Consider the following 5131-nt stretch of genomic DNA (forward strand, 5'->3'; position numbering starts at 1 on the left):
ACACCGGCCGGCACTACCGCTGGCGATAGTTGTCACCCAAGGTGAATACGGTCGACCTTCCGCGACGCTCCAGGGCGTGCTTCGGGGCGAGCTGCGGAGGCGCCTTCGAGAAGTCCGCGAGCTCCCCGCGCGAAGTCACGCCGTCGCTGGGCCGGTTCGACCACGACGAGACGCTCGCCTGCTCCGCCGCCTTCCCGCGTTCATCGGGGTCGAGCACGAGCGCGTGCGCCGACCCCGTCGATGCCCCGAATCCGTCATGCGCACGGAAGCCGTGGTCGAAACACCCGCCGCTCGTCCGGCGAGTACCCGAACTTGTGACGAATGATGAGACGGAAGCAGCACGCCTCGCCGCTCGTCGCTGCGCTTCCCCGTCTCGGCTCCGGTCTCGTGCGCCTTGCGGCCAGGCCGGGCGCGACGACGGCCGGAGCCGAGGCGCGCCCGCAGCCCGAGGTCAGTGCATCGTGGGCGTCTCGCCGTGCTCTCCGCCGGCCGCCGGGCGGCGCGCCTCGGCGGTGCGGTCGAGCTGCCGCAGGATGGCGGCGGAGAACGCGGCGAGGTCGCCGGGGTTGCGGGAGGTGATGAGGTTCCCGTCCTCCACCACCTCGCGGTCCACCCAGCGCGCGCCCGCGTTGATGAGGTCGGTCTTGAGCGACGGCCAGGAGGTGACGGTCCGGCCGTCGATGGCGTCGGCCTCGACGAGCATCCACGGGCCGTGGCACACGGCGGCGACCGGCTTCCCCGCCACGAACATGTCGCGCGTGAGCCGCACCATGTCGAGGCTCGTGCGGAGGTGATCCGGCGAGTAGCCGCCGGGGACGACGAGCGCGGCGAACTCCTCGGCGCGGACGTCCTTCGCCGCCCGCTCGACCGTCACCTTCTCCTTCTTCTGCTTGCCCTCGAGCTTCTTTCCCTGCTCGAGCCCGACGATGACCACCTCGTGCCCGGCCTCGCGGAGCCGGTCGTACGGCACGCGGAGCTCCGAGTCCTCGAACATGTCGTCCACGATGAAGGCGATGCGAGCCATGTGTTCCCCCGGGGTTCAACCGGAGACGTTTCGCACGCCGGGGGCCCTCGCCAACCGCCGCAGACACGACGCTCACGCGAAGGCCGCGCGGAGAGGGGCGGCGGAGGTTCCGGAGCCCGCGAGAGGCCTGACGAGGAGGCGGGCCGCCGTCGCCCGTGTCGGGCGACACGACGGCGGGCGCGGCGCATGCTAGGAACGGGCTCGTGCTCTGGCCCTCGCCGCCCTGGGACGGCATCACCTACTGGGCGCTCGACCTCGAGACCGGCGGGCTCGACGTGAAGTCCGATCCCATCCTCGCCGTCGGGATGGTCCCGATCCGGGCAGGCGCGATCCGGCTCGGGGAGGCCTACGCGACGCTCGTCCGCCCCGCGGCGACGGAGGGAATCCGGCCGGACTCGATGCGGGCGCACCACCTCGTCCCGCACGACGTACGCGAGGCCCCCCCGCTCGAGGAGGTGCTGAGGGAGGTCGATCGCCGGCTCGGCGAGGGGGCGCTCCTCGTGCACAACGCGGCGGTGGACGTCCGCTTCCTCCGCCGCGCCTATCGCGGCGCGGGGATGCGCTGGCCGGGGCCGCCCGTGGTGGACACCGTCGCGCTCCTGCTCAAGGCCGCGCGCCGGGCGCGCTTCGTGGATCCGGACGCGCCCGAGATCGAGCCGGAGCTGAACCTCGCCGCCGCGCGGCGCCGCGTCCACCTGCCGGAGTACGGCACGCACGACGCGCTCATGGACGCCGTCTCCGCGGCCGAGCTGTTCCTCGTCCTGCGCCGCCGCCTCGCGGCGAAGACGCTGCGCGACCTCCGCTGAGGCGAGCCGGTCAGTGCGCGAGCAGCGCCGCGAAGAGGAGCGTCACCGCCGCGAGCGTCACCGCCCACTCCTCCCACTCGGACGCGGCGGGGCGCGGCACGGCCAGGGCGAGGGCGCGGGGAGAGGTCGGGTGGCGTCGCATCGGTGTCTACCTCCGGGCGAGCGAGCGCGCGCCCGCCTCCCTGAGAGGTAGCCGGGGCCCCGCGCGGGCGCAACCGCCCCCTCGGGCCGGGTCACCGCCGCGAGGCGCACGATGGTGTCGCGCATCGTTAGTCCGAGGACAGATCCGCGCGCAGGGCCTCGCGCTGCTCCACCTCGAGCGGCGCCTCGACGGTGAAGCCGGGCAGATCCGCGCCCGCCGCGACGGGCACCTCTCCCCCGACGTCGAACTTGAGGTACTGCACGGAGGACAGCCGGTCGTCGCCGATCTGGCGCGGATCGAAGCGGGGGCGGATCTTCCGGCCGTCGGCGAGCTTCAGGTACAGGTGGCGGGGCAGGTCCAGCCACTCGCGCAGCCTGCGGTCGCGCTCGGCGGGCTCGGGGAGCTCGATGAGCAGGGACACCCCGAGCTCGCCCTTCCCGCCGAGCAGCTCGTTGTAGGTCTCGAGCTCGTGCCGGATGTCCTCCTCGCGCGTCATCCGCTCGGCCCGGATCATCTCCTGCACCTGGTAGCGGACGGTGGCGGCGTTCTCGAAGAGGAAGGTGAGCACGCCGCCGACGTGCACGCGCCGTCGCCGCTTCGCCTCGATGATCCCGGGGCGGAGCTCCGCCCGCGAGCGCTCGTAGGTGGAGACGTCGAGGAGCTCCTCGCGCCGCACCGGCCTCATCGCGTGCCTCCCTCGCCGCCCTCGCCGAAGCCGTCGTCGCGATAGGCGCGCGCGAGCAGCGACAGCGGGTGGAGCGGCTTCTTCCCCGCGTGCTGCTCGAACTGCAGCGCCGCGAGGGGGCAGTCCGTGGCCCAGGTCGTGGCCTCCGCGGCCTTCATGCCGTCGAACGCCTTCCTGCCGATCCGCTGCGACGGCTCGAACCCCTCGACCGTCAGCGCGAAGGTGCCGTCGTGCCCGCAGCACTCCATCACCGTGGCGGTCACCGTGACGCCGGGGATCTTGCGGAGGAGGTCACGGCCCTTGAAGCCCACCCCCTGCGCGCGCAGGTGGCACGGCGCGTGATAGGCGACCTTTCCGCCCGGGGGCGCGGAGCGGAACGCCGTCGAGAACCGCTCCTCGTTGCGGATCGACCAGAGGTACTCGGAGACGTCCATGACCGCGGGCGCGAGCCGCTCCGCGCGCCCCCGGTCGGCGCCCTCGAGCAGGTGGGGCCACTCGCGGCGCATCATCATCGAGCAGGTCGGGTTCACCACGAGCACCTTCGCGCCCCGCTCGACGTACGGCATGAGCAGCTCGAGATCGCGGTGCGCCTGGCGCCGGAGCGCCTCGAGGTCGCCGTGCTCCCACGCGGGCATCCCGCAGCAGACGAGCCCCTTCACGACGCGCACGTCCACGCCGCAGCGCCGGAGCACGAAGAGCGCGTCCTTGCCGATGTCCGGCTCGTTGTGCTGCACGAAGCAGGTCTGGAACAGCACCGCCTCGCCGCCCGGCTCCGCCTTCACGTAGCCTTGGCCCTCGGCCCACCGGTCGAACGGCTGGGCCGCGAAGTCGGGGAGCTTCTTGTCGCGGTGGATCCCGACCGTCTTCTCCATGAGCACGCGCAGGGGCCGCGAGCGGTTCGCGGCGTTCGCCGCGCCGAAGGACAGCCGCGCCAGGCGCGCGGCGCCGTCCGGATCGTTGAGCACGCGCTGGCGGAGCGTGCGCGGCTTGCCCCGCTGGTGGACGCCGCGGTAGCGGTGGACGAGGGCGGGGAAGTCGAGCTGGAACTCGTGGCCGTCCCGCGGCGTGTACGGGCACTGCACCTCGCAGAGCTTGCACTGGAAGCACGCGTCCATCACGTGCGCGACGTCGCCCGCGCCGAGCGCGTGCACGTCGCCGTCGTACTTCTGGTCGAGGAGGGTGAACAGGCGCGGGAAGCTGTCGCAGTACTTGAAGCACATGCGGCAGCCGTGACAGATCTCGAAGGCGCGGCGGACCTCCCCCTCGAGCGCCGCCCCGTCCCAGTACCTCGCCTCGGACGGATCGTAGGAGAGCCCCGGCGTGGGCTGGTACGAGATCCTCTTCGGCTGCTCGGGCGTGGTCATGGCGGCGGTTTTCTCCGGGGCGGCTCGACGCGGAACGACCCGGCGCACGCCCGCGGAGGGGGCGCGCCGGGTCGCGGCGGGAGCGTGCGCGCCCTCAGCTGATGCTCTTCAGCATCTTGTCGAAGCGGCCGGCGTGGGACTTCTCGGCCTTCGCGAGCGTCTCGAACCAATCGGCCGCCTCGGTGAAGCCCTCGTCACGCGCGGTCTTCGCGAAGCCCGGGTACATGTCGGTGTACTCGTGCGTCTCGCCCGCGATGGCGGCCTTGAGGTTCGTCGCCGTGTCGCCCATCGGCAGGCCGGTGGCGGGATCGCCGACCGCCTTCAGGAAGTCGAGGTGACCGTGCGCGTGGCCGGTCTCGCCCTCCGCGGTCTCGCGGAAGTTCATGGCGACCTCCGGGTAGCCCTCCACGTCGGCGATCTTCGCGAAGTACAGGTAGCGGCGGTTCGCCTGGGACTCCCCCGCGAACGCGTCCTTGAGGTTCTGCTCGGTCTTGCTGCCCTTGAGGTTCGCCATGGTGTCTCCTCGCCTCCGAGGCGATGGGGGACGCTCGAGATCCGGCCCGCGGGGTGCGGGCGTCGGGCGAGCGGAATCGGTGCGGGGAACCTATCGGAGCGACGTGGGATTGCATCGCCCCCGGTGGGTGGCCAGCGTGAGGATCGATCAGGAGGGTGCGATGTCCGAGCGCAGGGATCCGATGTTCGATCGCGAGCTCGCGCGTCGGCGCGAGAACGAGAAGAAGGACCTCGACGTGGAGAGCCAGCACGGGGAACGGCCGCTGGAGGGGCTGTCTCCGGAGGGCGCGGGGACGACCTGGACGTCGGACCAGGACGAGCGCGAGGCGGAGCGCGTCCACGGTCACGACGAGGAGCGCTCGCGGGAGGCCTCGCGCCTGCAGATCCCCGAGCACCCCGGCGATCCGCTGCCGGAGGGGTAGGCGTTCACCGTCGGTGGACGGGGGGTCCCTCCCCTGCGGCGCTCCGGGCGGCGGCCGCGGCGCCGAGCGCGAGGAGCAGCGCCGCCACGGCGAGGGCCACCCCGCTCTGCACGGCGGGGGCGACGAGGCCCAGGCCGAGCCCGCCCGCGAGGGCGAGCGCGAGCCGCGCGAGCCC

The 5131-nt window shown here is 72.9% G+C and carries 7 protein-coding genes; 2 read left to right on the plus strand and 5 right to left on the minus strand.

Annotation, left to right across the window (positions count from 1 at the left end; genetic code table 11):
- Window positions 1-451: 451 nt before the first annotated feature.
- Window positions 452-1024 carry a type 1 glutamine amidotransferase domain-containing protein gene (locus MNZ39_RS23100; RefSeq protein WP_242341444.1) on the minus strand — a complete coding sequence of 191 codons (573 nt, stop codon included), beginning with the start codon at window positions 1022-1024 and terminating at the stop codon, window positions 452-454.
- Window positions 1025-1227: 203 nt separating this feature from the next.
- Here MNZ39_RS23100 and MNZ39_RS23105 point away from each other — a divergent pair, with 203 nt between their 5' ends.
- Entirely contained in the window at window positions 1228-1830 is a 603-nt protein-coding gene (locus MNZ39_RS23105) for a 3'-5' exonuclease (RefSeq protein ID WP_242341445.1), read from the plus strand.
- Between the two features lie 10 nt (window positions 1831-1840).
- Here MNZ39_RS23105 and MNZ39_RS24630 read toward each other — a convergent pair whose 3' ends face one another.
- From MNZ39_RS24630 to MNZ39_RS23120, 4 genes are all read right to left on the minus strand, one after another.
- Complete coding sequence (locus MNZ39_RS24630) at window positions 1841-1972, minus strand: hypothetical protein (RefSeq protein WP_255840998.1); 132 nt, start codon at window positions 1970-1972, stop codon at window positions 1841-1843.
- A 127-nt stretch (window positions 1973-2099) separates the two neighbouring features.
- Complete coding sequence (locus MNZ39_RS23110; RefSeq protein ID WP_242341446.1) at window positions 2100-2657, minus strand: DUF3501 family protein; 558 nt, start codon at window positions 2655-2657, stop codon at window positions 2100-2102.
- On the minus strand, window positions 2654-4021 hold the full coding sequence (locus MNZ39_RS23115) for a heterodisulfide reductase-related iron-sulfur binding cluster (protein WP_242341447.1): 1368 nt from the start codon (window positions 4019-4021) through the stop codon (window positions 2654-2656). The genes MNZ39_RS23110 and MNZ39_RS23115 overlap by 4 nt, the downstream gene beginning before the upstream one ends.
- Window positions 4022-4115: 94 nt before the next feature.
- The gene (locus tag MNZ39_RS23120) at window positions 4116-4535 is read right to left on the minus strand and encodes a rubrerythrin family protein (protein WP_242341448.1); all 420 of its coding nucleotides are present in this window, start codon (window positions 4533-4535) and stop codon (window positions 4116-4118) included.
- 160 nt (window positions 4536-4695) lie between these two features.
- Between MNZ39_RS23120 and MNZ39_RS23125 the strand changes: the two genes are divergently transcribed.
- Complete coding sequence (locus MNZ39_RS23125; protein WP_242341449.1) at window positions 4696-4956, plus strand: hypothetical protein; 261 nt, start codon at window positions 4696-4698, stop codon at window positions 4954-4956.
- The last annotated feature ends 175 nt before the right edge of the window (window positions 4957-5131 follow it).

This window comes from Anaeromyxobacter sp. SG66, assembly GCF_022690805.1.
Classification (GTDB): Bacteria; Myxococcota; Myxococcia; order Myxococcales; family Anaeromyxobacteraceae; genus Anaeromyxobacter; species Anaeromyxobacter soli.